The sequence below is a fragment of the Methylobacterium sp. V23 genome, assembly GCF_002917135.1.
Lineage (GTDB): Bacteria > Pseudomonadota > Alphaproteobacteria > Rhizobiales > Beijerinckiaceae > Methylobacterium.
The window spans coordinates 110,720-134,974 of record NZ_PDHT01000011.1 but is presented as its reverse complement, the minus strand read 5'-3'; the positions used below and the strand labels follow the sequence as shown (position 1 = coordinate 134,974).

26 protein-coding genes are annotated in these 24,255 nt (G+C 64.7%); 17 read left to right on the top strand and 9 right to left on the bottom strand.

What is annotated here, in order from left to right; translation table 11 throughout:
* The first annotated feature begins 171 nt into the window (after positions 1-171).
* The gene (locus tag CRT23_RS12745) at positions 172-645 is read left to right on the top strand and encodes an Hsp20 family protein (protein ID WP_103709999.1); all 474 of its coding nucleotides are present in this window, start codon (positions 172-174) and stop codon (positions 643-645) included.
* A gap of 124 nt (positions 646-769) precedes the next feature.
* Here CRT23_RS12745 and CRT23_RS12740 read toward each other — a convergent pair whose 3' ends face one another.
* Together CRT23_RS12740 and CRT23_RS12735 are read right to left on the bottom strand one after the other, a co-directional pair.
* Complete coding sequence (locus CRT23_RS12740; RefSeq protein ID WP_103709998.1) at positions 770-1,075, bottom strand: hypothetical protein; 306 nt, start codon at positions 1,073-1,075, stop codon at positions 770-772.
* Positions 1,076-1,169: 94 nt separating this feature from the next.
* Positions 1,170-1,628 (bottom strand): hypothetical protein, encoded by a 459-nt coding sequence (locus CRT23_RS12735; protein ID WP_055950240.1) that lies wholly within the window; start codon positions 1,626-1,628, stop codon positions 1,170-1,172.
* 278 nt (positions 1,629-1,906) lie between these two features.
* Between CRT23_RS12735 and CRT23_RS12730 the strand changes: the two genes are divergently transcribed.
* The gene (locus CRT23_RS12730; RefSeq protein WP_103709997.1) at positions 1,907-2,773 is read left to right on the top strand and encodes a Kdo hydroxylase family protein; all 867 of its coding nucleotides are present in this window, start codon (positions 1,907-1,909) and stop codon (positions 2,771-2,773) included.
* A gap of 61 nt (positions 2,774-2,834) precedes the next feature.
* Positions 2,835-3,134 (top strand): antibiotic biosynthesis monooxygenase family protein, encoded by a 300-nt coding sequence (locus CRT23_RS12725; RefSeq protein ID WP_103709996.1) that lies wholly within the window; start codon positions 2,835-2,837, stop codon positions 3,132-3,134.
* Between the two features lie 8 nt (positions 3,135-3,142).
* Here CRT23_RS12725 and CRT23_RS12720 read toward each other — a convergent pair whose 3' ends face one another.
* Both CRT23_RS12720 and CRT23_RS12715 read right to left on the bottom strand, forming a co-directional pair.
* Positions 3,143-3,541, bottom strand: a complete 399-nt coding sequence (locus CRT23_RS12720; RefSeq protein ID WP_146056373.1) for a hypothetical protein — start codon at positions 3,539-3,541, stop codon at positions 3,143-3,145.
* 68 nt (positions 3,542-3,609) lie between these two features.
* Positions 3,610-3,957: a hypothetical protein gene (locus tag CRT23_RS12715; RefSeq protein ID WP_055950251.1), complete on the bottom strand. Its 348-nt coding sequence runs from the start codon at positions 3,955-3,957 to the stop codon at positions 3,610-3,612.
* A 256-nt stretch (positions 3,958-4,213) separates the two neighbouring features.
* On the opposite strand from CRT23_RS12715, the gene hemC reads away from it, so the two are divergent.
* A complete protein-coding gene (gene hemC / locus CRT23_RS12710) occupies positions 4,214-5,137 on the top strand; it encodes a hydroxymethylbilane synthase (RefSeq protein ID WP_103709994.1) in 924 nt (307 codons plus the stop codon).
* A 4-nt stretch (positions 5,138-5,141) separates the two neighbouring features.
* Here the strand turns inward: hemC and CRT23_RS12705 are convergent, their stop codons facing one another.
* Complete coding sequence (locus CRT23_RS12705; RefSeq protein ID WP_245436184.1) at positions 5,142-6,071, bottom strand: GSCFA domain-containing protein; 930 nt, start codon at positions 6,069-6,071, stop codon at positions 5,142-5,144.
* A 288-nt stretch (positions 6,072-6,359) separates the two neighbouring features.
* Here CRT23_RS12705 and CRT23_RS12700 point away from each other — a divergent pair, with 288 nt between their 5' ends.
* Positions 6,360-7,277, top strand: coding sequence for a WcbI family polysaccharide biosynthesis putative acetyltransferase (locus CRT23_RS12700; protein WP_245436174.1), 918 nt, complete (start codon positions 6,360-6,362; stop codon positions 7,275-7,277).
* A gap of 13 nt (positions 7,278-7,290) precedes the next feature.
* Here CRT23_RS12700 and CRT23_RS12695 read toward each other — a convergent pair whose 3' ends face one another.
* Positions 7,291-7,716 carry a response regulator gene (locus tag CRT23_RS12695; protein WP_103709992.1) on the bottom strand — a complete coding sequence of 142 codons (426 nt, stop codon included), beginning with the start codon at positions 7,714-7,716 and terminating at the stop codon, positions 7,291-7,293.
* A 111-nt stretch (positions 7,717-7,827) separates the two neighbouring features.
* Here CRT23_RS12695 and CRT23_RS12690 point away from each other — a divergent pair, with 111 nt between their 5' ends.
* The 6 genes from CRT23_RS12690 to glmM all read left to right on the top strand — a co-directional run bounded on the left by CRT23_RS12690 (position 7,828) and on the right by glmM (position 14,872).
* Positions 7,828-8,217, top strand: a complete 390-nt coding sequence (locus CRT23_RS12690) for an Hpt domain-containing protein (RefSeq protein WP_103709991.1) — start codon at positions 7,828-7,830, stop codon at positions 8,215-8,217.
* A gap of 332 nt (positions 8,218-8,549) precedes the next feature.
* The gene (gene pal / locus CRT23_RS12685; RefSeq protein ID WP_103709990.1) at positions 8,550-9,068 is read left to right on the top strand and encodes a peptidoglycan-associated lipoprotein Pal; all 519 of its coding nucleotides are present in this window, start codon (positions 8,550-8,552) and stop codon (positions 9,066-9,068) included.
* A gap of 172 nt (positions 9,069-9,240) precedes the next feature.
* Positions 9,241-10,209 (top strand): tol-pal system protein YbgF, encoded by a 969-nt coding sequence (gene ybgF, locus CRT23_RS12680; RefSeq protein WP_103709989.1) that lies wholly within the window; start codon positions 9,241-9,243, stop codon positions 10,207-10,209.
* Complete coding sequence (tilS, locus tag CRT23_RS12675) at positions 10,206-11,207, top strand: tRNA lysidine(34) synthetase TilS (RefSeq protein WP_245436173.1); 1,002 nt, start codon at positions 10,206-10,208, stop codon at positions 11,205-11,207. Before ybgF ends, tilS begins: the two co-directional genes overlap by 4 nt.
* A 159-nt stretch (positions 11,208-11,366) precedes the next feature.
* Complete coding sequence (gene ftsH, locus CRT23_RS12670; protein ID WP_103709988.1) at positions 11,367-13,283, top strand: ATP-dependent zinc metalloprotease FtsH; 1,917 nt, start codon at positions 11,367-11,369, stop codon at positions 13,281-13,283.
* Between the two features lie 245 nt (positions 13,284-13,528).
* Complete coding sequence (glmM, locus tag CRT23_RS12665; RefSeq protein ID WP_103710034.1) at positions 13,529-14,872, top strand: phosphoglucosamine mutase; 1,344 nt, start codon at positions 13,529-13,531, stop codon at positions 14,870-14,872.
* Between the two features lie 110 nt (positions 14,873-14,982).
* On the opposite strand, the gene CRT23_RS12660 is transcribed toward glmM, so the two are convergent.
* Complete coding sequence (locus CRT23_RS12660) at positions 14,983-15,285, bottom strand: MmcQ/YjbR family DNA-binding protein (RefSeq protein ID WP_245436171.1); 303 nt, start codon at positions 15,283-15,285, stop codon at positions 14,983-14,985.
* Positions 15,286-15,525: 240 nt separating this feature from the next.
* On the opposite strand from CRT23_RS12660, the gene CRT23_RS12655 reads away from it, so the two are divergent.
* The 4 genes from CRT23_RS12655 to CRT23_RS12640 all read left to right on the top strand — a co-directional run bounded on the left by CRT23_RS12655 (position 15,526) and on the right by CRT23_RS12640 (position 18,896).
* Positions 15,526-16,395 (top strand): outer membrane beta-barrel protein, encoded by an 870-nt coding sequence (locus CRT23_RS12655; protein ID WP_103709986.1) that lies wholly within the window; start codon positions 15,526-15,528, stop codon positions 16,393-16,395.
* Positions 16,396-16,647: 252 nt separating this feature from the next.
* Positions 16,648-17,499 carry an outer membrane beta-barrel protein gene (locus CRT23_RS12650; protein ID WP_103710033.1) on the top strand — a complete coding sequence of 284 codons (852 nt, stop codon included), beginning with the start codon at positions 16,648-16,650 and terminating at the stop codon, positions 17,497-17,499.
* A gap of 149 nt (positions 17,500-17,648) precedes the next feature.
* Positions 17,649-18,578 carry an outer membrane beta-barrel protein gene (locus tag CRT23_RS12645; RefSeq protein WP_103709985.1) on the top strand — a complete coding sequence of 310 codons (930 nt, stop codon included), beginning with the start codon at positions 17,649-17,651 and terminating at the stop codon, positions 18,576-18,578.
* A gap of 75 nt (positions 18,579-18,653) precedes the next feature.
* Positions 18,654-18,896, top strand: coding sequence for a hypothetical protein (locus CRT23_RS12640; RefSeq protein WP_103709984.1), 243 nt, complete (start codon positions 18,654-18,656; stop codon positions 18,894-18,896).
* Positions 18,897-18,902: 6 nt separating this feature from the next.
* Here the strand turns inward: CRT23_RS12640 and CRT23_RS12635 are convergent, their stop codons facing one another.
* Positions 18,903-19,451: an HNH endonuclease gene (locus tag CRT23_RS12635; protein WP_055950293.1), complete on the bottom strand. Its 549-nt coding sequence runs from the start codon at positions 19,449-19,451 to the stop codon at positions 18,903-18,905.
* Positions 19,452-20,026: 575 nt separating this feature from the next.
* Here CRT23_RS12635 and CRT23_RS12630 point away from each other — a divergent pair.
* Entirely contained in the window at positions 20,027-22,699 is a 2,673-nt protein-coding gene (locus CRT23_RS12630; protein WP_181017338.1) for a DUF3772 domain-containing protein, read from the top strand.
* 60 nt (positions 22,700-22,759) lie between these two features.
* A complete protein-coding gene (locus CRT23_RS12625) occupies positions 22,760-23,230 on the top strand; it encodes a CAP domain-containing protein (RefSeq protein WP_103709982.1) in 471 nt (156 codons plus the stop codon).
* 182 nt (positions 23,231-23,412) lie between these two features.
* Here the strand turns inward: CRT23_RS12625 and CRT23_RS12620 are convergent, their stop codons facing one another.
* Positions 23,413-24,246, bottom strand: a complete 834-nt coding sequence (locus CRT23_RS12620) for a flagellar motor protein MotB (protein WP_103709981.1) — start codon at positions 24,244-24,246, stop codon at positions 23,413-23,415.
* Positions 24,247-24,255: the final 9 nt, after the last annotated feature.

Genomic DNA, 24,255 nt, shown 5'->3' with positions numbered 1-24,255 from the left:
CTCAGGTAGAGGAAGGAACCAAATTTTTTCGGTCGAGGCACCGGCTCAGGCTCTTGCGAGGCTGAAACCCAGCGCCGATATCACGGGAGCACCGGCCAATACGGCGGCGCGACTGGTCCGGCCCACGGGCGGACCTGAAACCAGCATGTTGCTTCTTACGGAGAATATGTGATGCGTCAGTTCGACCTTGCTCCCCTCTATCGCTCCACCGTCGGTTTCGACCGCCTCTTCTCGGCCCTCGACCAGCTCGTGAGTGCCGACGCGGCCCCGACCTATCCGCCCTACAACATCGAGCGCACCGGCGAGAACGCCTACCGGATCACGGTGGCGGTGGCCGGCTTCACCGACTCCGATCTCGCGATCGAGGTCAAGGAGAACGCGCTCACCCTGAAGGGCGAGCGGAAGTCCGATCCCGCCAAGCCGGCGGAATTCCTGCACCAGGGCATCGCGGCCCGCGCCTTCGAGCGTCGGTTCCAGCTGGCCGACTACGTCCAGGTGACGGGTGCCGCCCTGGAGAACGGCCTCCTCCACATCGATCTCGTCCGCGAGATTCCGGAGGCGAAGAAGCCCCGTCAGATCCAGATCGCCACCGGCCGCACCCCGCAGGCCCCGGTGATCGAGGGTTCGGTGCAGCAGGCCGCCTGATCGGCGCGTAAGGACGTTCGGAGCGCCCCGGCCGCACGGCCGGGGCGTTTTTCTGTCCAGAAACCTCTGTCTCTCCGATGACCTCTTCCGATCCGGAGACCGCGTGCCCGGAGGGACGGTTGGCTCAGAAGTCGCCGTCGAATCCATCGTCGCGGCTCGGCTCCTTGCAGCGATAGCCGATGAAGCAGCGCGGCGTATCCTGCGCCGGCACGAAGGCCGGGATCGTGATCTCGGTGACCTCGCAGAAGCTGCGGTCGCGCACGAAGCGGTCATAGGTCTGCCCCCCGGTTCCGAGGACGAGGCCGCCCCGGCGGTCCACCAGCGTCTTGGCCTGGCCGCAGGACATGGCTGTCGTTGAGGCCCGCTGCGCGTGCGCCGGTGCGGTGCAGAGGGCAAGGACGAGGGCGGCGCGGGCAATGCGGACTGGCATGGCGGGCCAACGCGCTCGGCGACCGGTCGATCCCGACGCGAGACGCAGGACGCGGCGCGCCCCATGCCTCAGGCGCCTCGGCCGCTGCGTGCGCTCACAGGTCGCCGAAGATCAGCTGTCCCTGCGGGCTCGGACGCCGCGCGGCCGGATTGCCCTTGGCGCGCTTGGCCGCAGGCTTGCCCACGGTCCGGCGTGCGGCCGGGCGCTCGGCCGGCGGATCGGCCCTGAGACGGGCTTTCGCCTTGTCGCGGGCTATCGCCTCCGGGGCATGGGGATCATCGTCGAGCCACTTTCCGCGCTTGATCACCTCGTTGACCCGGCCCTGGTTCACGCCGACCTTGAAGGCGATCTCCTGCTGGGTCATGCCGGTGGAGGCATGCAGGTCGAGGATCGCGCGGGCGAGCTCCGGGGTCATCTTCTGGCCGGTCAGGCGCCGGGCCGGCTTGATCGTCCGCGTCGCCCGGTCCCGCTCGCGCAGGCGCTCCAGCAGGGCGAGCGCCATGTGCATGCCGTGCTCGCGCAGGGACTCCTCGAATTCCTTCAACGTCGCCATGGTCGGCATCCTCATCGCCGCAGGGTTCCGTGAGGTCGGAACCGCGACTGTTCCATCAACGCGACCGAAACGCCAGGGTTGCTCCGGACAGGCCGTCAGGGTTGGGCTGGTTCGGGCATCGTGACAACCGGCAAGCACCGTCATCCACCGCTATCCGCCGGGACCGGCCCGGGCCAGGGCGGGCAGGGGGCCTCTGACGGACCGCCACGCCCGTGGTCAGCGGCGTGCCGTTCGGCTAAACCGCCGGTCCTGCCGCGGTTTTCGAGGATCCCCGCCCGATGATCAGCCCGATCGTATCCGTCTCACGCGCGGGGCCGCCCCCCGGCACGCCGTCCCTGGTGGATGCCCTCGAGGGCGGCGCGGTCCTGATGTTCCCCGATCTGGACTTTCCCTTGAGCCGCTTCGAGGAGCGCTTCGTCGAGCGCCCCTTCGCCGACGGCAAGGCCAAGAACGTCAATATCCGCGGACCGGAGGCCACCCTCCGGGGCGCGGCCGGCACGCCGGAGGAGCAGGAGGCCCTGCGCCAGGTCCTGATCCGCTACCGCACCTTCGCCGAGGCGCTGCTGGCCGAGCACCTGCCGGCCTATGCCGGCAAGGTCTCCTTCGCGGGCACGTCCTATCGCCCCTTCGAGGTCGACCAGCGCAAGCTGAGCTGGCGGCGCGACGACACCCGCCTCCACGTGGACGCCTTCCCGTCGAACCCGATCGGCGAGAAGCGCATCCTGCGCATCTTCCGCAACATCAACCCCAATGGCCAGCCGCGTCACTGGCGCGTCGGCGAGGACTTCCCGTCGATGGCGCAGAAATTCCTGCCGCGCCTGCCCGGCTACTCGCCGCTCTCGGCCCGGATGCTGGCGCTCCTGAAGATCACCAAGGCGCGGCGCAGCGAGTACGACCACCTCATGCTGCACCTGCACGACGCCCTGAAGCAGGACATGGCGTACCAGGAGACGGCGCCCCAGGCGGACGTGCACTTCTCCCCCGGCCAGACCTGGGTGACCTTCTCGGACCTGGTGATGCACGGCGCCATGGGCGGCCAGTACATGCTGGAGCAGACCGCCTACCTCGCGGTGGCCGACCAGGCCCGCCCCGAGCGCAGCCCACAGCGCCTGCTCGCCCAGGCCCTCGGCCGCCCCCTTCGCTGAGTCCCTTTCGCGAATCCCCTTTCCGCTGATCCCCCTCGAACCCTACGGCCGGAGACCCCCGATGATCCTCGAAATCGCGCAGATCGACGTCAAGCCCGGGATGGAGGCCGAGTTCGAGGCCGGCATCGCCAAGGCCTCGGCGATCTTCAAGGCCGCCAAGGGCTGCCGCAGCTTCGCCGTCCGCCGCTCCATCGAGAAGCCGCAGCGCTACCGCCTGCACATCGAGTGGGAGACCCTGGAGAACCACACCGTGGACTTCACCGGCTCCCAGGCCTGGAAGGACTACCGGGCCATGGTCTCGCCCTGCTTCGAGGCCCCGCCGAGCGTCGAGCACACCGAACTGGCCCTCCAGGCCTTCTAAGGGACGCGTCAGGAGCCGGAACCGCGCACCAGCATCTTGATGCGGTCGTCGAGCCGGCCGATCCGCGCGCGGACACCGCGCGCGGCGCATCCCGACAGGGTCTCGCCGGCGAAGAAACCGAACTGCGCGGCGCGCTCGCGACAGGCCAGGACGGGCGGGAGCGCGATCACCAGGGCGAAGGGCGCGGTGAGCAGGACGAGGTTGAGCAAGAGGGACGGCGCCCAGCCCAGGGCGAAGGACCGGACCTCCGGCTCCGCTTCGCCTTCGACATCCCGGAAGCGGCGCACCGTCCGGGGCGTGCGCAGACCCTCACGGATGATCGCCTGACGGACCCCGGCCTGCGCCGGCATCGCCGCCTCGACCTCGGGATCGTCCCGCGCCGGCCCGGCGCGCGTCTCCAGGGGCATCGTCCGAGCTCCGAGCGTCACCATGACCTCCCGCCGCGATCGCGATGATCCGTTCCCATCACGCCGCGCTACCGCAGGCCGCTCGCGACCGTTCGCAGGTCGCTGTCGAGATGGAGCATCCGGCCGGCCAGGTCGCGGCGGGCGCAGGCGGTGCTGCGCAGGAGGTCGGGGACCCAGGACCCGCGGGCGCTCCCCTGGCAATCCATCAGCAGGCTCGCGGCCAGCAGAATCGTCATCGGTCCGAGCATCAGGGTGACCTTCAGCAGACGGAAGAAGCCGAAACCGCCGCGCTGCCGGCGGGGTCGGGCCGGCGCACGATCCCGACCGGACGGACGCCGAGGCGGCCGGTCCTCCGACTCGTCGTCGCGCGGACCGAACTCCTGCTCGTAATAGGCTTCAAGCTTGCTGCGCTTCATCGGTGAGCGTCCGCCGACCTGGCTCGTGACATCCTCGTCGCACGAGATACACGCCGAGAGCGATAAGCTTGGCCTAAGATCGCCGGGCGCGGGAGGCGCGACCTACGCGCGTGGTTTCGGAATACTTAGCGGCCGGAGGACGATCGAACGCGCTCCCGGTGACATCGGCGCACGGACTGCGTACCTAGGTTCAGCAGGCCGAACCGGCCCGGTCCCCGGGCGCCGGACTCTCCCTACCACCGAGCGATCCTCGCCCATGATCCAACGCCCCCTCCGCATCGGAACGCGCGGAAGTCCGATGGCCCTGGCCCAGACCGGAATGGTCCGGGACAAGATCGTCGCGGCCAATCCGGGTCTCGAGACCGAGATCGTAGTGGTCAACACCGTGGCGGATCGCATCCTCGACCGCCCGCTCTCCGAGATCGGAGGCAAGGGGCTGTTCACCAAGGAGCTCGAGCAGGCGCTCTATGCCGACGTCGTCGACGTCGCCGTCCACTCAATGAAGGACGTGGAGACGTGGCTGCCCGACGGGCTGGTGATCGCCTGCATCCTCGAGCGGGACGACCCCCGTGACGCCTTCCTGTCGCCGCGGGCTTCCGGCTTCGCCGAGCTCCCGTCGGGGTCCCGGATCGGCACCTCGTCCCTGCGCCGGGCCGCGCAGGTGTTGATGCGCCGGCCGGACCTGCGGATCGTCCCCCTGCGCGGGAACGCCAACACGCGCATGCGCAAGCTGGAGGAGGGGACCTGCGACGCCACCCTCCTGGCGCTCTGCGGCCTGGAGCGCCTCGGCATGGCCGACATGGCCCGCAGCGTGCTCGACGTCGGCGAGATGCTCCCGGCCGTGGCGCAGGGCGCCCTCGGGATCGAGTGCCGCGAAGCCGACGCGGACGTGCGCGCGCTCCTGGGCCCCTTGGTCTCCGCCACCGCCACCGCCGAACTCGCAGCCGAACGCGGTCTCCTGGCCGAGCTCGACGGCTCCTGCCGGACCCCGATCGCCGCCCTGGCGCGGATCAGCGGCGACACGCTCAACCTCGACGGCCTGTTGTTCCTGCCCGACGGCAGCGCCCACTGGGCCGTCCAGCGCTCCGGCGCGGTGGCGGACGCCGCCGAGATCGGGCGCGAGGCCGGCGCCGAATTGAAGCGGGCAGCGGGCGACACCTACGCGCGGCATCTCCAATAGGCGCTCACGCCAGACTTCGCTCGATCGCCTCCTCGTCGCAGATCACGCTGGCCGCGCGTCGATACTCGCTGCCGAGGGGCTGAGTCAGGATCGGTGCTTTCGCCCGGGCGGTGAAGGCGTCGAGGAACACCCGCATCACGTGGGCGACCGCGCTGGGCGTAACCGAACGCAGGTCGTCCTCGTAGTAACGCCCCGCATTGGCGGTACTCGTCACGATTTCGTACGCGGGAAAGTAGACGGCGCGCGGCTCAGCCGCGGCGATCTCTTCGGCCGCCGCCCGCAAAGCGGCCTTGCTGTAGGTGTTGGAGACCAGCACGTGCTGATCCGCGTAGGTCGCGATCAGGGGCACTGGCGAGACCGTGAGAATCACCCGGGCGGCTGGATTGACCGCGAACAGCCGCTCCAGGAAAGTCAGCATGTCGTCCCGCACATCACCCACCCGCGCATTCACGAAGGCGTAGGCGTCCGGGTCGAAGCTACCGCCGATGACCCCTGGGGCTACCGGGAGCATCGCGCCGTCGGCGCGATGCATCCAGCCCTCGGTCAGGCCTAAGGTGAATACGAAGACGTCGAGGCTTTCGAACATGGCCCGTACCGCCGCAAGATGCCTCCGGCGATCGGCTTCCACCTCGGCCGCATCGGCGAAGCCGGCTGGCTCGATTCCAGGGCGAAACGGATCAACCAAGCGACCATCCGGACGCGTCCACGTCGACAGGGCAGGAGCGTAGGTGCCCCAGGCACGGTCGAAGAGCTGCAGAATCTGGCGGGCGGTGTAGATGTTGCCGTAGCGGGCCGAGTAGATCCCATATTGCCGGTCGGCGGCGGCTTCGGGTGCCATACCGTCGGGCCCTACCTCCGTGAGATAATGTCCGAACCCTGCCCGTGTCAGGGCGCGGGCGACGTGCTGGGCGAAACACGAGCCGGCGGTCGCCACCCGAGCTTCAGGGCCGATGGTGAAGCGGCTGCTCGGGGCGGGCGCCAAGGCGAAGGGCGCCACGCCTGCCACGGCCTTGCGCCAGAATCGCTCGGCCGGTAGATCGGCGTAAGGGTTCACTACCACGGCGGCATCTCCATCCGATCGCTCAGGCCATTGCCGCGCACGTTCACCAAGACCATGGTCTCGGACTCTTTCGCGGCCCTGGCTGCCTCCCTCGCACGTCCGGGTTCATCGTGGCGATCCTGGGCGGGAGCATGGCGCGGGCCCCGGATCGACCCCGGCCCGGTGCGGGACGGACCGCGGATCGCCGTCCTCGGCAACTGCCAGGCAGAGGGTATCGCCCAATCCCTGCGACTTCTGCTCCCCAGCGCGCAGGTCCACCTCGTCCCCTTCGACGGCCTCGGCAAACGGCATGGCACCCTGGAGCGCCTCAAGGGCTATCTCGCTCCCTTCGATCACGTCTTCACGCAGTTCTTCCCCCAGGGTTTCGTCGAGGGCGGAAACGTCCATGCTCTCGGCGAAGACGATCCTCGCTTGAGCCTGTATCCGACCATTCTATTCCCAGGCTACCAACCTGACATGGTCCTCGTGGGTGATGTCGGGGCGCTCTCTGCATCGCGCCTCATCGCCTCGCCCACAGGTCCCTATCACTCTGCCATCGTCCTGTGCGCCTATTTGGAAGGCCTGAAACCGGAGGAGACTGCAGAACTGTTCCGCGATTCGATCTATACGCGGCTCGGCTTCTATGAAGCCTGGAACGTGGCCGCAGCGGAACTCCTGGGTAGCGCGCGCGACATCATGTTTCCGCTGGAGGCGGAACTCGCCCGATGGTCCCGACGCGGTTGCTTCATGCACGTCCTGAACCATCCCAAGTTGTTCGTTCTGGCCGATATTGCCCGGCGACTCGCCGTAGAAGCGGGCCTGCAGCCCCTGTCAGCCCGAGTCGAGGATTACCTCCCGGATACCCTTGCCGCCGACGTGGTCTGGCCCCTCTACCCGGACCTCGCAGCGCATTATGGCCTGACGGGTACGATGCTGTTCAAGGACCGGGCCCGCCGGGGCGACCCGAAACTTTACGACCTACCGGCCTTCATCGCGGCGAGCTTCGCGATCTACCGGCGCCATGCACCGGAGTCCCTCGGGTGCATCCGAGTCGAGGGCTGGCGGGCAAACCCTGCCGTGCGGTCATTGTTCAAGGCCTGAGTGCGCTCCTCCCTCAGCTTGTCGCGCGCAGGATCAGCGACTCCGATCCGGCGGCGGGTTCACGCATCATCGAGTTGGCCAGATCGACCACATCCTGGATCCGAAAGGGCTTGGCCAGGAAAACGCTGTCCGGCACGGCACGGCGATCGTCGCATCCCCCGGTCGACGAATAGATGACCGGCCCGTTCGGATTGAGCATGCGGAAAGCTTGGGCGACAGACCAGCCGTCAATGAGGCCTGGCAGGTTGATATCGGTAAGCAGGAGCGCGAAAGCAGCGTCTGCTCTATCTTCTGCCGCAGTGGCCTGCCGGATGGCAGCCACTGCCGCCTCTCCGCTGGAGACCGAAACCACGGCGATGCCGTTCCGCTGGCACAGAGCGGTCAGCATCTCAAGAAGCAGGTAATTGTCCTCGACGACGAGGATCTGACGCCGACGCATGAATCGCACCAACTCTTTGCACAGCCGGCTTAGTCCGCTAGTGGTTAATTGCCGATCAACAGAAGCGACGGTTCGGCGAAGTCACGCCCCTGACCTAGTCTGGAAAACAAAATGCCGGACCATTCGACCCACGAGGCCGGGACGTCCGCAGCCCCCGATGCGCCCGTTGTGCAGGCGGGGTCGATCTACGAGCCCCGCACGCTCAAGGAGTTGGAGGACATCTTCGGCCGGGCCCGCTTAATGGATCTGCTTGATCGCTTAAGGACCGAGATCGGCCGACGGCTTCTGGCGCCGGCCTCGGAACGCATCACCCTTGGGCAGGATGCCCACATTCTGCTTTCCGCGAGCGGATCACTCGGCTTCTTTGATCTTTCCCAGCGCTGCTCGCAGATGGAGCGGGCCTGCCTGGAGGGAGCCGACCTTGCCGAGCCTCTCGCAGCGGTCCGGAAATCGGCCGAAGCCGCGGTGACGGCGATCCGGGCCATCCGAATCCAATCCTGAAGCCCTCGGGTTACGGCATGTTGCCATCCGGTCACGGATGGGACGCCCATGCATGCTTCGACGTCAGCGTCGCGCCGCCGCCGCAATCGGGGACGATTCCGGATCTCGTTTCACCGAAGCCATCGCCGGAGTGTTCTGGCGCCGGCTGGCGTGACGACTGCGTTACAAGAGACCTTGGCCGATTTCGGAAAGATCGCTTCAAGGTTGACGGAACCTTCGCTTAACCGAGACCACATAAGAACCGCCAATGTGTCCCCGAGGGGGGCACATGAGGCGACGTTGCCAGCCTGATTGACAGGAACCCGGCGGCTGTGCCCGAGGAGAACAGGATCATGCCCATGATTGCGCGCTTCCGCGTGTTTCCGCTGGCGGCCGCCCTCTGCGCCGCCCTCAGCGTCGCCGCCTGCACCAACGATAAGGATTTGGCCGATGCTTCCGGGTTCGGCGCCGGCGGTGGCATGAACGGCGGCGCAAACACACCCGGAAGTGCTCAGGACTTCGTGGTGAACATCGGCGATCGGGTGTTCTTCGAGTCCGATTCCACCGACCTGACCCCCACCGCCACCGCCACCCTCGACAAGCAGGCCACCTGGCTGCAGCGCTATCCGCGCTACACCTTCCTGATCGAGGGTCATGCCGACGAGCGCGGCACTCGTGAGTACAACTTCTCGCTCGGAGAGCGCCGCGCGCAGTCGGTGAAGGACTATCTCGCCTCGCGCGGGATCGCGACCGGACGGATCCGCACTGTTTCCTACGGTAAGGAGCGTCCGGTGGCCGTTTGCAACGACATCTCGTGCTGGTCGCAGAATCGCCGCGCCGTTACCGTTCTCGACCGTGGCGCCGGCTCCTGACCCAGGCTATGTTGGGATCTCCGGACAGATGCTCGCCCGGGATCCCGCATCCAGAACTATGCGCCGCAGTTTGGCATGGCCGCATTTTTGCCGCGTGGGACAGCATTTGCTATCGGCGGGCCGCGATCCTCGCGAGCGCACTTCCGCCCCCCGACCACCGGTAACGACCGCCATGCTTGCCCGCCTCCTCTTCGCGACCCGCCTCGGCACCGCAGCCGGCGTCGTCATGGGATCAATCCTCTGTGGGATGTCGGCTCCCGCGATGGCACAGGACGCCTCCGACTTCGTCGTCCGGCTCAACCGGCTGGAGAACCAGTCGCGCCAGACCGCCGGGCAGATCGAGACGCTGCAATACGAGAATCGCCAGTTGAAGGAGCAACTCCGCAAATTTCAGGAAGATGTGGAGTTCCGCCTGCAGGAAGCGAAGGGAGGCCGCAGCAGCGTCCCGTCCGGTACCAATCCGGCTCCGGCCAAGCCGCAGAAGCGCAGTGATGCCTTCGATCCCGAGCACAATCCCGGCCTACCGGGCGCGCCGATGCAGCTGGGCACCACAACGCCGAGCGGGGCGGTGGCCGAAGCGCCCCGGACACGCAATGTGCCTCCGACAGTCGTGGAGGCGGACGACGAAGAGCCCGGCCTGACGCCACCTGGTCTCGGCGGCCCCGTCGACCTCTCACCACCCGCCCGCGTTCCGACCACCGGTGCCCTTCCGAATCCGCCCCGGGCTGGCAGCGTCGCTGCCACGGGGTCAGGCGATGCACGCGGGGATTACGAGGCGGCCTACGCCTACATCCTTCAGCGCCAGTACGAGCAGGCCGAGATGGGCCTACGCCAATTCATTCAGTCTCATCCGCGCGACGCGCTGGTGCCATCGGCAACCTACTGGCTCGGCGAGAGCTACCTGCAGCGCAACCGCAATCGCGAGGCGGCTGAGCAGTTTTTGAAGGTCTCCACGGACTATGCCCGTTCGGCGCAGGCGCCGGATGCCATGCTGAAGCTCGGGGCCTCGTTGAACGCGCTCGGCGCCCGCGAGCAAGCCTGTGCGACCCTCGCCGAATTAGAGCGTAAATTTCCTTCCGCCAGCGCCAGCGTCCGTCAGGGCGTGACGCGTGAACAGAAGCGCGCTCGCTGCGCCGCTTGACCAAGGCGGTCGACGGGGTCGAGAACGCGCTCCGAGCCTACCTGTCGCGCGAGACGGTTCTTCTTGCGGTGTCCGGTGGTCCCGATTCGACTGCGCTGATGGCCGCGGCCGTGGCTGTAAAGTCTGCGGCAACCGTCCACGTCGCCACGATCGATCACGGCCTACGGCGCGAAGCGAGCGCGGAAGCCGCGGCGGTCGCGGCTCTCGCTGAGACGCTCGGCCTTCCGCACCGAACCTTGAGCTGGACCGGACCGAAACCGTCGCGGGGTCTTCAGGAGGCCGCCCGTGTAGCGCGTTACGCCCTCCTCGCGACCCATGCCGAAATCGTCGGTGCCAAACTCGTGCTCACTGGACACACCCGCGACGATCAGGCCGAGACGGTTCTGATGCGTCTGCTGGCGGGAAGCGGGCCCGCAGGCCTCGCGGGTATGCGCACCGAGCGCTCTCTCACACCGTCCATCAAGCTGGTACGGCCTTTCCTGACGATCGCGAAGGCCCAACTCGTAGATTATTGCGAGCGCCAAGGGTTCGCCTTCGTGCGCGATCGTTCCAACGACGACGATCGCTTCGCCCGGGCTCGCCTCCGCCGGCTCGTTCCGGGCCTCACCCGCGAAGGGCTGAGTACGGATCGGCTCTGCCGCCTGGCAGCGCGCTGCGCACGTGACGATGCCGCACTGAAGGAAGCGGCGCGGATCGCATTCGCTGTGGCACGGAGGCCAGAACTCCGCCCTGGCATCCGTCTGGATGGTCGACATCTGTGCTCGCTGCCGGACGCCGTGCTTCTTCGTCTCACCAGTCTCGCTGCAGAGCAGATGAACCCGGGTGGGCCGGAGCGGCTGGAACGGCTCGAAGCCCTTGTTCTCGACGACCTTCGACCCGCGCTTCATGCGCGCACTCCGATACGCAGGACGCTGCGCGGAATCTTGTTCGAAGTGACGCTGGCAGCGGATTTGGTCCTGACCTCGGCACCGCCGCGCCGGGGGAAGAAATCTTCGTAACCTTCCCATTGGATGCAGCCTTGCCGCGGCAGCATGCCCATGGCACGGCCTCCCCTTCGACTTGGCAAGGGGTGACTCGCTGCCTACATTGGCGGGGAGCGTCAGGAGCGACCCGCCCCAATTCGCGTGGTGGGCCCCGATGCCTCCAGGGATAGATCGATGAACCCGAATTTCCGCAATTTCGCCTTGTGGGTCGTCATCTTCCTGCTCGTGCTTGCCCTCGTGACCCTGTTCCAGAACCCGGGTCATCGTGGTGGCGGTTCCGAGATCGCCTACAGCCAGCTTTTGAACGATGCCGATTCCGGCAAGATTCAGACGGTTGTGATCTCAGGGCAGGATGTCAGCGGCACCTATGTCGGCGGCGGCAACTTCACCTCCTATGCTCCCAATGACCCGAGCCTGGTGTCCAAGCTGCAAAGCAAGGGCGTTCAGATCACTGCGCGTCCTCCGTCGGACAACACGCCCTGGTTCATCCAGTTGCTCGTCAGTTGGTTACCGATCCTCGTGTTCATCGGCGCCTGGATTTTCCTTTCCCGCCAGATGCAGTCCGGGGCAGGGCGCGCAATGGGTTTCGGAAAGTCGAAGGCTAAGCTCCTCACCGAGGCTTCGGGTCGCGTGAGTTTCGATGACGTTGCTGGCGTCGAGGAAGCCAAGGAGGACTTGCAGGAGATCGTTGAATTCCTGCGTGACCCTCAGAAATTTCAGCGTTTGGGCGGTCGTATCCCGCGCGGCGTGCTTCTCGTCGGCCCTCCGGGCACAGGTAAGACCTTGATTGCCCGGGCGGTCGCTGGTGAAGCCAACGTGCCCTTCTTCACCATCTCCGGCTCGGACTTCGTCGAGATGTTCGTCGGTGTCGGTGCTTCCCGCGTGCGCGACATGTTCGAACAGGCGAAGAAGAATGCCCCTTGCATCATCTTTATCGATGAAATCGATGCTGTTGGCCGGCATCGCGGCGCAGGCCTTGGCGGCGGTAACGATGAGCGTGAGCAGACGCTGAACCAGCTCCTCGTTGAAATGGACGGGTTCGAGGCGAATGAGGGTGTGATCATCATCGCCGCCACGAACCGTCCCGACGTCCTTGATCCCGCTCTGCTGCGTCCGGGTCGGTTCGACCGCCAGATCATGGTGCCGAACCCTGATGTCGTCGGTCGGGAGCGTATCTTGCGCGTTCACGTCCGTAAGGTGCCGCTGGCACCGGACGTCGATCTAAAGGTCATCGCGCGCGGCACCCCGGGCTTCTCCGGCGCCGATCTGATGAACCTCGTCAACGAGTCGGCCTTGCTGGCGGCCCGCCGCGGCAAACGAATCGTCACGATGCACGAGTTCGAGGATGCCAAAGATAAGGTGATGATGGGCGCCGAGCGGCGCACCCTGGTCATGACCGAGGACGAGAAGCGGCTCACTGCTTATCACGAAGGCGGTCACGCGATCGTTGCCTTCAATGTCCCGGCCACGGATCCTGTGCACAAGGCGACGATTATCCCGCGTGGTCGGGCTCTCGGCATGGTCATGCAGCTTCCGGAGCGTGACAAGCTGTCGATGTCTTACGAGCAGATGACCTCGCGGCTTGCGATCATGATGGGTGGACGCATCGCCGAGGAAATGACTTTCGGTGCCGACAAGGTGACCTCGGGTGCTCAGTCGGACATCGAGCAGGCGACCCGTCTTGCCCGCATGATGGTCACCCGTTGGGGCTTCTCACCGGAACTCGGGACCGTTGCCTACGGAGAGAACAACGACGAGGTCTTCCTGGGGATGTCGATGGGCCGTCAGCAGACGGTTTCGGAGGCGACCGCTCAGAAGATCGATGCGGAAGTCCGCCGCCTTGTGGAAACAGGCCTCGAAGAAGCGCGCCGCATCCTCGGTGACCACAAGGACGACCTGGAGGCGTTGGCGCAGGGCCTCTTGGAATATGAAACGCTGTCCGGCGACGAGATCAAGAACCTCATCGCTGGCAAACCTCCGATCCGTGATGCGGGCGATGGACCGACGACACTCCGTGGATCATCTGTTCCGTCCGCCGGTCGTGGTCGTCCGCGTGGGAGTGACGGACTGGAGCCTCAGCCTCAGGCTTGAACCATCAAGCTGCAGCCTTCTTCAACTAACGTCACGAGCCCGCCACCGGCGGGCTCGTTCGTATCTAGGCCCTCCTTAACGGTATGGGAGGTTTGGTCCTCCTGAACGGGATCCGGCAACGGGATTTTCAGCCCCTGGGGTGAACCTAATGCCGAAGCATCATCACCAGCGGTAAGCCAGAGGATTGCGTCTTGAGGCAGACTCAGTTCCCCTGCACCGAGAACAGCAGACAGGACGCGAAGAGCATGTCGCGCAAGTATTTTGGCACCGACGGTATCCGGGGACGGGCCAACGGCGTGATCACACCGGAACTTGCCCTGAAGGTCGGTCAAGCAGCAGGCCTCATTTTTCAGCGCGGCGATTACCGCCACCGCGTCGTGATCGGCAAGGATACGCGTCTCTCGGGCTACATGATCGAAACGGCTCTGATTGCGGGCTTCACATCAATGGGCATGGATGTGCTGCAACTCGGGCCGATGCCAACGCCGGCCGTGGCGATGCTCACGCGATCGATGCGCGCCGATATCGGTGTGATGATTTCGGCCTCGCACAATCCTTTCGAAGACAATGGTATCAAGCTGTTTGGACCTGATGGCTTCAAACTCAGCGACGATGTGGAGCGCGAGATCGAGGCGCTGATCGACGGCGAGTTGCATAAGCGTCTGGCGGGCTCGCGAGATCTTGGACGAGCCAAGCGCATCGAGAGCGTGCACGCCCGCTACATCGAATTTGCCAAGCGCTCCCTGCCGCGGAATGTCACTCTCGACGGCCTGCGCATCGTCGTGGATTGTGCGAACGGGGCTGCCTACCGGGTGGCACCTGAAACCCTCTGGGAGTTGGGCGCCGAGGTGATCGCCATCGGCGTGGAGCCCGACGGGTTCAATATCAATCGCGATGTCGGATCGACTGCACCTGCCGCGCTTGCGGCCAAGGTTCGGGAGCTTCGCGCTGATATCGGCATTGCCCTCGACGGAGACGCCGACCGGGTGCTCATCATCGATGAGAAGGGCCAGTCTGTTGACGGCGATCAGCTGATGGCCGTGGTCGCGCGGTCATGGAAGGAGGATGACCGCCTGACGCAGCCTGGGTTGGTCGCCACGATCATGTCGAACCTAGGCCTTGAGCGCTTCCTGGGGGGTATCGGTCTCAACTTGGCACGTACCGCTGTAGGGGACCGGTACGTGCTCGAGCATATGCGGGAACACGGCTACAATCTGGGTGGCGAGCAATCCGGGCACATCATCATGTCGGATTATGCCACCACGGGCGATGGCCTCGTAGCGGCTCTTCAGCTTCTGAGTGTGGTGAAGCGTCAAGAGCGGCCAGTCAGCGAGGTCTGCCACTGCTTCGATCCCTTGCCACAAATTCTCAAGAACGTGCGCTACCGGTCTGGCCAACCGCTGGAGGCAGACTCTGTCGTCACGGCGATTGCCCAGGCGCGTGAACGACTTGGTAATTCCGGCCGCTTGGTGATCCGCCCGTCGGGCACCGAGACGGTGATCCGCGTGATGGCTGAAGGAGACGACCGGCGCCTAGTGACGGAGGTGGTGGATGATGTGGTCGAGGCTGTCGCCAAAGCCGCAGCGTAAAAACACGCACCGGTTTGCCCAGGATGGGACGGTACGGAGTCTTCGGCTTCAGCGGATCCGTCCCGCCGCGTTATAGGGCGATCGGTCGGGATCCCTTTCATGTCGAAACGTCAGAGCTGGTCGTAAGCTGCGGGAGCGACTTCACGCCAAGCGGCCAGGAGGGCCGCGGCAAGCCTGTCCTCATCCGCCTCCCAGAGGGTGAGACTGGTCCACCCGCGCCGGCCCCAAGCACCGTCAACGGCCTCGAAGAGATTCGGCTCGGCCTCAATCCACTCGACCTGCTGCGCGTGCGACAGGCGCAGGACCAGTCGCTCCTCTTCGACCCAAAGCGTCGCGAAGATCCGTCCCAGAATCCGGAAATCGGGGTGCCCGTTGTGGGCCCCCTCGGTCACTTCCGGGAGAGATCCAGCCAAGCGGCGAACTTCCTCTGGTGTGCTGGGCACGTGCAGTATCTCCCTTGAGATCTGAGCTTCTACTCGAAGCGAGAGGGCAACCCTTGCTCGACACAGACCTAGCGTTGTGTGCTGACCGTCAACTCTTCCGCAAGGATAAGATTTAACGTTAAATCGGATTTAACGCTTGGACTCCATGATGCTCTCGTCATCCCGCCGGCGCTCCAGGCTTCCGGCACACGGTCGATTGAAGGACATCCGATGCGCCGCACCAAGCTGTCTGCCTTGGCGCGCTCGATCACGCTCTTTGCGAGCGTGGCAGCGCCCTGCCTCGCTCAAGCGGCGGATCTGCTTCCGCCCCTGCCGCCCGAACCGCTGCCCCCGCCCGTCGAAATCGGCGGTGGCTGGTACCTGCGCGGCGACGTCGGTGTCGGCGCGGCAAGCGTTAGCGCCATTTCGACTACGGTCCTGAAGGGATCCCTTCCGGACGGATACCGCTACGATCAGAAGGCCATCGAGAGCCAGTTCTTCGCTGGTGGCGGTGTTGGCTATCAGTTCGGCTCCTACTTCCACGGCGATGTCACGGCAGAGTATCGTGGCGGCGGCAAACTGACCTTCCAGGACAGCTACGGAGCGGATTGCCTCTTGGCTGACTGCCGCGGAGTTAACGCGTACCAAGCCAATCTCGCCTCGGTGGTCGTCATGGCGAACGGCTACATCGATCTCGGCACCTGGTATGGCGTGACGCCCTTCATTGGCGGCGGTGTCGGCACTGCCTTCCATGAATTCTCCGGATTCAACGACCGCGGCTTCGGTACCGCAAGCGGTGGTTATGGATTCGCGAAGGACAAGCACTCGAACACCTTGGCCTGGGCAGCCATGGCCGGTCTCGCCTACAGCGTGACGCCCAACCTGAAGCTGGAACTCGGCTATCGCTACCTCAATTTGGGCGACGTGCGCTCTGGGGTCGTCAACTGCATCAACCAGGATTGCGGTGGCGCGATCTACAAGGTTAAGGAGGTCACCTCCCACGACGTTCGGATCGGCATGCGCTGGCTCCTCGGAGGGATTGTCGCACCGGCGGTCGCCGAGTATCAGCCTGAACCGACGCCCCTGGTTCGCAAGTACTGAAAGCATCCTTTTCTGGAAGGTGAGGGATCGCGTCGCTTCACGAATATGAACCAAATGGCCGAGCGCGTGAAATACCGCGCCCGGCCTTTTTTCGTTTTCGAACACCAGCAAAAGCGTCAAAATTCCTGGCAGCTCAATATGTTAGGGTTAAGTCCTCACTAACGGTTCAAGTGCAGACTGCTCTCGACGTTGATTCAAGGTGCACAGATAGAGCCTTCGATCGCGTCGCGTCCTCCAGTGTTCGAGACCGTCATGGCCGCATTCAGATTTCGCACCGTCACGGCTTTCGGATTGATGCTTGCCGCGCAAGGGCAGGTGGCAATCGTCCATGCAGCGGATCTCCGATTGCTGCCGCCGACATCCGCGCCCGTCGCCATCGGAGAGGGGTGGTACCTCCGAGTCGACGCGACGGTCAGCGACTATGCGCGCCCACGTGATGCAACGTCGGCTCCGTCTGATGGAAGCCCGCTGGTTCCCCTTACACGTCTGAATCTCGACACGGCCCCTGGCTACGGCGGTGGCGTCGGCTACCGCATCACCGATTGGCTTCGCGTCGATGCAACGATCGATCAACGGACCCCCTCGCGCTACAGTGCCTATTCTTCGGGCTCTGGGTTCGTCACCGGCTACAACATCGAGTCGGGTCAACTCGACATTCTCACGGGGCTGGTGAACGTCTACGCTGACCTTGGAACCTGGTGGGGCCTGACGCCCTATATCGGCGGTGGCATTGGTATTGCGGACAAGCACTTTGCCAAGGCCTACACTCAGACGACCTGTATCCTCGAATTCTGTGACAACAATCCCGGGACCGGTTTGCGCGACGTGGTGCGTCGGCCGAGCCGTTCGGTGACGTCAATGGCCTGGTCGTTGACGGGCGGCGTTGCCTACGAGATCGGCGGTGGCCTGAGCCTCGACACCAGCTACCGTTACGTCGATCTCGGCCGCGCCAAGACGGGGCGCGACACCTTTGGTTTTGATTCGCGTTTGAAAGACCTCGCCTCTCACGAGGTTAGGGTTGGCCTACGCTACAGCTTCGCTAACGGCTTAGGTCGACTCCCCGGGCTCACCAGCGTGACTTCGTCCCAAAATCCCTACGAGTGACCCTCAAAGAGAGGGCTGCGCTGCTTCGGTAGGCCGAAGGTATCTTCTCGGAAGCGTATTTCAACGGATTATTAAGGTTACCCAAGTAAAACTAAACCTACAGGCTCGGCCCCCCAAACCATCGGCCTGACGCCCTGAGGACGATATCAATGCGTACCGTAACCCTTGCGCTCATGGCTAGCTTTACGCTCGGCGTCGTTGCCCCGGTGCAGGGCGCAGACCTAGATTATGGGGTTCTTCGCGGCGCTGATTACGAACCCGAGGTTCAAGTTATTGATTGGAACGGCGTCTATTTCGGCGGGCACGGCGGATACACGTCGACATCCCTCAATCAGAACAACGTGTTCCAGAAGATGCTCGCCGAAGAGTTCAGGGTGCGCGACATCGAGAGCCAATTCAGTGTTTCATCCTTCCTTACCGCGCCTTCGGCCCGCGTAGACGGAGCGAGCTACGGGGCCTTTGCCGGCTTCAACTATCAATTCGACGAAGTCGTAGTTGGCATCGAGGCCGACTACACGCGCTTCAACAAAGCAGGCGAAGTCAGCAACGGTATCAGTCGTATCATGACGACCACCGGTGGCATGACCGAGGTCGTCAACTTGAGGGGCCTTTCGTCCACGAAGATCGAGGATTACGGAACCATCCGTGCCCGCGGTGGCTGGGCATTCGGGAGGTTCCTACCCTTTGTAACGGCCGGGCTCGCGATTGGCCGTGCTGCTGTCACCGATACGGTCGCCGTACAAAACTACGGCTACAACTCTCAGACCTATGCGTCCAACCTGACCGCGACAGTACCCGCCTACGTCGTCAGGCATGATTACGCGAGCTTCAATCCTGCCTATCCCGGAAATTATTCATCCCCGTACGGCCAAGTTCAAACCGCTCCCAATGCGCCCTACACCATAGGCAAAACCACGATCAAAACGGTCGGCGGATTAGCCCTCGGAGGCGGATTGGAGTTCGCTGTGACGGAAAACATTCTGGTTCGTGGTGAGTACCAGTACGTTCAGCTTAACGATTTCGACGGACACAAGGTAAACCTGAACACGGTTCGCGGTGGCGCGGCCGTGAAGTTCTGAGAGTCGTTAACAGAACGCTGGTGTTTCACAGTCTAGCATCGCCGCTCGGCGGATCGACCGGCCGGGAGTTCGTTGATGCATCGCCTCGTCGTCATTGGTTGCGCTGTGGTCGTGTCCATGGGCGTCGACCCAGTCCAGGCGGGCGGTGAGCCGACCGCCGCGTACAAGCGCCTGACTCTACCGCCCCACATCGCTTATCGCGACCCGGCCTACGTTGCTCGGCAGCGCCCGGTCGTCTTGATTCCGATCCGTCGGTTGCCGCGTTCCCTGGCATTGCCGCTCTACAACGAGCCGCCCACGCGCTTTCAGGCGCTCTGACCGTATTCAGGTCTCCAGCTCGGTATCCCAGTAGAGATAGTCGAGCCAGGTGTGGTGATACTCCCGGTGATCGAACTCCGGCTGACGGCGGTGTAGTTCGTGCCGCGTCGGACGGTGCGGCTCGTGGAGCAGCGGCATATCCGCTTCCGCCGGAGTGCGATTGGCCTTGCGCAGATTGCAGGGGGAACAGGCCGCAACGACGTTCTCCCAGCTCGATAGGCCGCCGCGGGACCGGGGCACCACATGGTCGAAGGTCAGGCCGCCCGCCGGAAGGCGCAAGCCGCAGTACTGGCACGAGAAAGTATCGCGCAGGTAGATGTTGTAGCGAGTGAAGGCCGGGCTACGCGCCAGCGTCACATAGCTCTTCAGGGCGACGACGCTGGGTACGCGCAGTGAGCGAGACGGGGACCGGGCCTCGACGTCGTAGCTGGCCACGAGCGTCACTCGATCGAGGAACAACGCGGTGAAAGCGTCCTTCCAGCACCACAAGGAAAGCGGATTATAAGAGAGCGGCCGGTAATCCGCATTCAGGACGAGCGTTTGAAGATCCAGCATCGGCGCTACCCTCTCGACGGGTCAACGGAGGGACAACGCGCAGGAATCGGTGAGCGCGTCGTCCCAGGTTGGTGAAAGATCAAACATCTCCACAACCCGGGGAGTCGTGACACAGCCGGGGATGGGGATAGGGACCAGCCGCTCCAAGAGCGCCGACGAAGGGCAGGGGAGCCGGTCTTTGGCCAAAAGCCGTCGCATCGGGCGAAAACGCCCGGTTCGTGGCGACGTTCATCGGCGCGGATGGTCGTCGCCACCTCCTCGCACGGGAACGAAAAGGCCAAGTCCATCGGCGCTTAGTCTAATATCAGCGTGACACGCTTGTGAAGGTCAACCCGGCTTCCCACGAGGTCGCGCCCACAGGTCGGCAGCCACGTCGGCTGACCGCCTGAATCTGCGGTACCGTCAGCCTTTCGCCCCATTGCTCGGCGATGGGGCTGTCCCTGGTCGCTCCCCGTCCTTCCGGGTCGCGCAGATTCTGCTCGTGCCGTTCAGGCATGCGGGTTGCCAGCGGCCCAACGAGGCGAGGCGCGACGACGCGCCATGACCGCGCTATGGCTCAGCGCAAAAGGATCATCATGGGCGATTCCCCGACCGGCCAAACGACTTGCGGCATTCGAAGGGCGGCACTGATCGCCGCGTGGCTCGGCGTCTTGGTCTTGGCCCCCATGAGTGCCTTGGGGCAGGGTACGCCGACCGCACCGCCTGCCACGGTCCCTTCGAAAGCTGCCCCGGCCAATGCGCCGGCGGCTACCGCAGATGGCAAGCCCGCCCCAAAAGCGGTGGTACCGAAGCCGGCCGTGTCGGAGCAGATCCAGAACGTTCGCGACCAGCTCGACAGTGCCAAGGTCGATCTGGAGCAACGCGAAAAAATTCTGACCGGACCGCATGTGGGAAGCGGCGACCTGACCCGTGCCCGCGATGGCATCGAAGCCATTGCAGACAAGATCCGCCACGTCATCGACATCACCACCCCGCGCCTTGAGGCGGCTCGCGAACGGCTGACACAGCTCGGTCCAAAACCGAAGGAGGGGGAAGAGGGCGAGGACGTAGCGCGCGAGCGGTCGGAGCGGGAGCACGCGGTCGCGGAGATCGACGAGACGCAGCGCCTCGCCCGCTCCCTGCTGGTTCAGAGCGACCAGATCGTCGATCAGGTCTCGAACCGCCGACGCGCAGCTTTCACCCGCGGCCTGTTCGAGCGCTCGACTGCCCTCGTCAGTCCAGACCTGTGGATGCGGATCGCAGCGGACATCCCACGCGACATACGCGCATTGCAGAGCGCCGTGGAGGATACGGCAGACCTGTTCGCCCGCAACGGCACCATCGGAAATCTGCTGCTGCTCGGGATCGCCTTCGGCATCTCGATTGCCCTGTATTTCGGGCGCCGCAACATCGCCCCGCGCCTCGGGCGGCGCGATGCCAAGGCCGTCGATCCCTCACAGCGCCGGAAGCTCCTGGCCGCTTGGCGAGTGTTCCTCCTTGGCACCATTCCGGCCTTCATTGGCAGCTACGCGGTCTATTACGCCCTCGACGCCACCGATCTCCTGCCCCTACGCCTGTTGCCAGTGGCGGGCGCCATCCTGGGCGGCCTCGCCTTCATCGCCTTCGTGGAGGCCCTGGCGGACGCTCTGCTCTCTCCCGACAAGCCGTCCTGGCGCGTTGCGACAATGAGCGACGCCGCCGCTGCGCGGGTGACCCGCCTGGCCGTCGGCATCGCCATCGTCATCACGGTGGTTAAGTCGATCGAGGCGCTGAATTCGGGTATCTCCGCGGCTCTGCCCATCTCCATCGCCACCCGCGGTATTGGCGCGCTCGCCACCGCGCTGATCCTCGCCATCGGACTGCATCGCTTCGCCGACTCAGCTGAGCAGGAGGAGGCGTGTTTCGGCCCCTACGTGGCCCCGGAAGCCACCACCGGGATCGGCGGCCCCGCGCGCCTTCTCGGCTGGGCGGCCGCGGTGGTCATCGCCATCGCTCCCATCGTCGGCTACGTGGCCTTCGCGGCCTTCGTCATCGATCAGCTCGTCTGGACGGCGGGGCTCTTCGTCCTGCTGTTCCTGCTGATTTCCAGCGCTGACACCTTCATCGGGGGGACGCTCGGGGACGATACCAAGATCGCCACCGCGCTCCAGGCCAATACCGGCCTGCGCAAACGCTCAATCAATCAGATTGCCGTGCTGGCGACCGGCCTTGCGCGGGTGGTGCTAGTCCTCGTTGCCGCGCTGCTGGCCCTAGCCCCGTGGGGCCTCGACTCGACCGACGTGTTCAGCTCGGTCCGCAGTGCCTTTTTCGGCTTCAAAGTCGGTGATGTGACGATCTCGCTCTCGACGATCGTCCTCGCCATTGGTCTCCTGCTCCTTGGCATGGCGGTGACGCGCGCGATTCAGCGCTGGCTCGAGCAGACCTACCTACCGGCCACTGACCTCGACGCCGGCCTGCGCAACTCGATTTCGACGATTGCGGGTTATATCGGCTTCCTGCTCACCCTAGCGCTTGCATTTTCCTACCTAGGCCTCAGCCTGGAGAAGCTCACCATCGTGGCCGGTGCCCTCTCCGTCGGTATCGGTTTCGGCCTGCAATCCATCGTCAACAACTTCGTCTCTGGCTTGCTTCTCCTCTGGGAGCGCCCGATCCGCGTCGGCGATCAGGTCCTGATCGGAGACAGCGAAGGCATCGTAAAACGCATCTCGGTACGTTCGACCGAGATCCAGACCTTCGATCGCTCGGCCGTAATCGTACCGAACTCGAATTTGATTTCCGGTATCGTGAAGAACCGCGTCCGCGGCGATCGGACCGGCCGTGTCAGCATCACGGTCAGCGTTCTGCGCAACCAAGACCCCGTCCACGCGGCCGAACTCCTGATGCGCTGCGGTCAGGCCCAGCCGGACGTGCTGAAGGAACCGCCGCCCCGCGTCGTCTTCCGCAAGATCGGCGATCCCTTCCTGGAATTCGAGCTGATCGTCATGATCGTCGATGTCAGTCTGGGCCTGAAAGTGCAGAACGATTTGAACCTTACGGTCTTTCAGACCTTGTCGCAGGCTGGAATGATCCCCGCTCTCGGGCCCGGGTCCAGCGTGGTCACCGTGCAAGGACTGGATTCCTTCCAAAGTGCCGTGGGGCAGATCGCCAGCGCGTTCACCCAACCGCAACGCTCTGGAGATCAAACCTCACCGCAGCGTGCCGAGGAGCGGTTCGACGAGGCCGAGCCTATGCACTCCGCGGAGGTTGCAAGGCGGCGCGCGGGGAGTTGACGCGGTACGTAGGGAGATGGGGACGTGGGGCGTAGAACGGTACTGAGTTTTGGCACCGGCATGGCGGCGGCTGGTCTGACGCTGCTCGCGGGCTGCGCCACCCAGGAGCCTATCAACGCCACGCTTCCCAGCCTCTACTGGCCGATGACGACGCAGTCGGCGCAGGTCGATACGGCGACGGCCCGCGACATGATCTCGGCCTACCGCGCGCGAAACGGAGCAGGGCCGCTGCGCCTTGACCCCGAGTTGCAGAAGCTGGCCGAGACGGAAGCAGCCGCGATGGCCGCGGCCGACCGACCAAGCCGGGCTCAGACCGTCAAGAATGCAGTCGAGCGGCTCGGCTTCCAATCGGCGGAGGCTAATCTGTCGGCCGGTTACCACACCCTGGCCGAGGCGTTTTCAGGATGGCGTGACAGCCCGGCTCACAACGCCGCGATGCTGGCACCCGGTGTTCAGCGCATGGGCATCGCGACCGCCTACGCGCCCGGGTCAAAGTACAAGGTTTACTGGGCGCTCCTGTTGGCCCGCTAGACGGCGTTTATGCACGCCTGTCCCGGCCGGATGTTGGCTTTACCGTCAGACACGAAACTGTAGGCGCATCTTCGGAGGGGTTCCCGGACGGCTAGCGGAGGGAAACTTCACCGTTGCGGATGACGCCGCCCGATCCGACCGGGCTTTGAGCCAAACTCTGCGCGCAGCGCATCCTCGGCGGCTCAGGGAAAATTCTTCATCCGAGGCGTCGGTGACGTTTCGCTGAGGAGCGTCACGGTCACTCGGCGGTTGGCCGGGAGGTAGGGATTATCCGGAAACAGGGGCTCCGTGTCGGCTTTCCCGGTTACGGCTGCGAAACGGTCATCGGGAACGCCGCTGCCGGCCAGAATTTCGCGGACGCTGATCGCGCGGTTGGCCGAGAGCTCCCAAGGTGGAGCGGAAGGTCGCGTTCCGGGTCTCTCCGTCGCGGTGTAGCCCGTGATGGCGATACGATTGGGCATCTTGCGCAGAGTTCCGGCGACCCGCTCCAAGAGGCGTCGGGTACGGGCATTGGGCCGCCTCGATCCATCAGGAAACATTGAAGCTCCGTCCTGATCGACAATCGAGACGTCGATCCCGCGCTGCGAGGGAGCGACGATGATGTTCTTCGATAGCTCGGCGACCTCGGGCATGTCTTGCAATGCCTGCCGCAGGCTTGCTGCGGCAAGACCGGCACCGTCCGGGTAGCCCTTGTCCGGCATACCCTCGTCAACGTTGCCATCGACCGCAGGTGGGGTGGTGTGATCGGTAGCGAGGTCAGGGGGAATGTCGCGTTTGTACTTGACCTTGTCGGCGTGGGCGAGGCCGTCCTTCTCGATAATGCCAGCAAAGCGCGACTCCTTGTTGACGCCGAATGCGTCTCGCATGGAGCCGGCCACCGCCTGCATCTTCTTCTGGTCCTGAGTCGAATAGGCGGCAATCATCACGAAAAAACTCATGAGAAGTGCCATCAGGTCGGCGAAGGTCACGAACCATCCGTGGCCACCATGAGCGCCGCCGCGCTTTTTCTTAGCCATCTGCGCCGT

Bases quoted from the DNA above. Each gene is read 5' to 3' on its own strand.
- CRT23_RS12715 (WP_055950251.1), bottom strand. From the start codon at position 3,957: ATGAAGCGCAGCAAGCTTGAAGCCTATTACGAGCAGGAGTTCGGTCCG.
- CRT23_RS12690 (WP_103709991.1), top strand. From the start codon at position 7,828: ATGCCGGACCATTCGACCCACGAGGCCGGGACGTCCGCAGCCCCCGAT.
- CRT23_RS12645 (WP_103709985.1), top strand. From the start codon at position 17,649: ATGCGTACCGTAACCCTTGCGCTCATGGCTAGCTTTACGCTCGGCGTC.
- CRT23_RS12735 (WP_055950240.1), bottom strand. From the start codon at position 1,628: ATGGCGACGTTGAAGGAATTCGAGGAGTCCCTGCGCGAGCACGGCATG.
- pal (WP_103709990.1), top strand. From the start codon at position 8,550: ATGCCCATGATTGCGCGCTTCCGCGTGTTTCCGCTGGCGGCCGCCCTC.
- CRT23_RS12635 (WP_055950293.1), bottom strand. From the start codon at position 19,451: ATGCTGGATCTTCAAACGCTCGTCCTGAATGCGGATTACCGGCCGCTC.
- CRT23_RS12695 (WP_103709992.1), bottom strand. From the start codon at position 7,716: ATGCGTCGGCGTCAGATCCTCGTCGTCGAGGACAATTACCTGCTTCTT.
- glmM (WP_103710034.1), top strand. From the start codon at position 13,529: ATGTCGCGCAAGTATTTTGGCACCGACGGTATCCGGGGACGGGCCAAC.
- CRT23_RS12745 (WP_103709999.1), top strand. From the start codon at position 172: ATGCGTCAGTTCGACCTTGCTCCCCTCTATCGCTCCACCGTCGGTTTC.
- CRT23_RS12620 (WP_103709981.1), bottom strand. From the start codon at position 24,246: ATGGCTAAGAAAAAGCGCGGCGGCGCTCATGGTGGCCACGGATGGTTC.
- CRT23_RS12640 (WP_103709984.1), top strand. From the start codon at position 18,654: ATGCATCGCCTCGTCGTCATTGGTTGCGCTGTGGTCGTGTCCATGGGC.
- ftsH (WP_103709988.1), top strand. From the start codon at position 11,367: ATGAACCCGAATTTCCGCAATTTCGCCTTGTGGGTCGTCATCTTCCTG.
- CRT23_RS12730 (WP_103709997.1), top strand. From the start codon at position 1,907: ATGATCAGCCCGATCGTATCCGTCTCACGCGCGGGGCCGCCCCCCGGC.
- CRT23_RS12655 (WP_103709986.1), top strand. From the start codon at position 15,526: ATGCGCCGCACCAAGCTGTCTGCCTTGGCGCGCTCGATCACGCTCTTT.
- CRT23_RS12725 (WP_103709996.1), top strand. From the start codon at position 2,835: ATGATCCTCGAAATCGCGCAGATCGACGTCAAGCCCGGGATGGAGGCC.
- ybgF (WP_103709989.1), top strand. From the start codon at position 9,241: ATGCTTGCCCGCCTCCTCTTCGCGACCCGCCTCGGCACCGCAGCCGGC.
- CRT23_RS12630 (WP_181017338.1), top strand. From the start codon at position 20,027: ATGGGCGATTCCCCGACCGGCCAAACGACTTGCGGCATTCGAAGGGCG.
- CRT23_RS12650 (WP_103710033.1), top strand. From the start codon at position 16,648: ATGGCCGCATTCAGATTTCGCACCGTCACGGCTTTCGGATTGATGCTT.
- hemC (WP_103709994.1), top strand. From the start codon at position 4,214: ATGATCCAACGCCCCCTCCGCATCGGAACGCGCGGAAGTCCGATGGCC.
- CRT23_RS12625 (WP_103709982.1), top strand. From the start codon at position 22,760: ATGGCGGCGGCTGGTCTGACGCTGCTCGCGGGCTGCGCCACCCAGGAG.
- CRT23_RS12740 (WP_103709998.1), bottom strand. From the start codon at position 1,075: ATGCCAGTCCGCATTGCCCGCGCCGCCCTCGTCCTTGCCCTCTGCACC.
- CRT23_RS12720 (WP_146056373.1), bottom strand. From the start codon at position 3,541: ATGCCCCTGGAGACGCGCGCCGGGCCGGCGCGGGACGATCCCGAGGTC.